The organism is Pseudomonas sp. P5_A2_2, from assembly GCF_054177685.1.
The window spans coordinates 1-1,273 of sequence record NZ_JBGCUL010001168.1 but is presented as its reverse complement, the minus strand read 5'-3'; the positions used below and the strand labels follow the sequence as shown (position 1 = coordinate 1,273).

2 pseudogenes are annotated in these 1,273 nt (G+C 53.1%); both read right to left on the bottom strand.

From position 1 onward, the window contains the following. A pseudogene (locus tag ACXRVY_RS29795) lies at positions 1–229 on the bottom strand (polynucleotide adenylyltransferase PcnB); the annotation flags it as partial. 822 nt (positions 230–1,051) lie between these two features. Next, positions 1,052–1,273: pseudogene (locus ACXRVY_RS29790) on the bottom strand (sigma-54-dependent Fis family transcriptional regulator); the annotation flags it as partial.

Below are 1,273 nucleotides of genomic sequence, written 5' to 3'. Positions count from 1 at the left end.
CGTCGAAATCTTTCGGTGTGATACCCAGCAGCATGTCGCGCACGCAGCCGCCAACCAGGTAAGCCTGATAACCGGCGCTCTGCAGGCGTTCAACGATATTCACCGCGTAACGGCTGAATTGCGCCTTTTGCAGCGAATGTTGGCCGCTGTTAAGCACTTCAGGCGTGCTGCGAATGTGTTGCGTAGGACGCTTGGGAGAACGGAATGACTGGAACAGCTTCTTCAGCATGGGATGCACTGTTTGAAGGAATATTCGGCCATAACAGAAGAATGACCGCATGATGGGCGGGGATTCTAGCATTTAGTCGGGGGATGGTGTAGGACACAGCAGATATGAGCTGTAGGCCGCAGGTTGTAGGAGCGAGCTTGCTCGCGAAAAGCGCAAGAGCGGTGCGGGGTGTCTGGTTTTACGCGTTATCGTTCACGACCATCGCGAGCCAGCTCGCTCCTACGGTAAGCAGGTGCGCAGATTCTGGAATCGCAGAAACCACAAGGGGAGCCGAAGCTCCCCAAGAAGTAGTTGCATGCTCTATTTTTATTTTTGGTTTCGGGCTTCTTGTTTTTGTTGAGTGCCCTCGTCATGAAGCTTTCCTTCATGACCCTCCCAATCGGGAGCCAAGAGCAAACGGATTGCTTTGGTCGCTGAATTGCAGTGATCTTTCGATCCAACCAGTACAGGCTCTGTCTTAAGACAGCTTTTTGTTGTTCTCGGCCTGGTCGTGGGGCAAGCCCCAAATACAACGCCTCTCCAAAAGAATCAGTTAGCTGCGCCTCTCGCCGTCTTGTTTTTATTGTGCGTGAGTCGATTCGTCTTATTTTTATTGTCTTGTGCATTGCTTGTTATTGTTCTTGTACCAAACATATAGCAGGGTGCGTGCCAACTTTTGCGAAACCCAATAAAACAAGGGGTTAGACCGGTCGGTAGGCATTTCGAGGGCCAAAAAAAGCCGGGGCTTCGTTACCGTAAGCCCCGGCTTCTGTTACGTGAAAAAGCTGAGGTAACAGTTTTTTCAGAAAGTCACGTGTTACCCGCACATGAGACAGGTACGGTTCAGCTTTCGCTGGCCACCCCGGTCTTGCGCCGCGGGATGCCCAGGCGCTGACGGCGCTCCCACAGGCATTTGCGGCTGACCCCGAGTTTGCGGGCCAGCTCGGTTTCGGTCATGTGGTCCTGATGCTCGAGTACGAAATGCTGGAAGTAGTCTTCCAGGGAGAGGTCTTCGGTCGGCTCGTGGTTGCTGTTACTGGCATTGCCATTGCCCTGTTGTGGGGG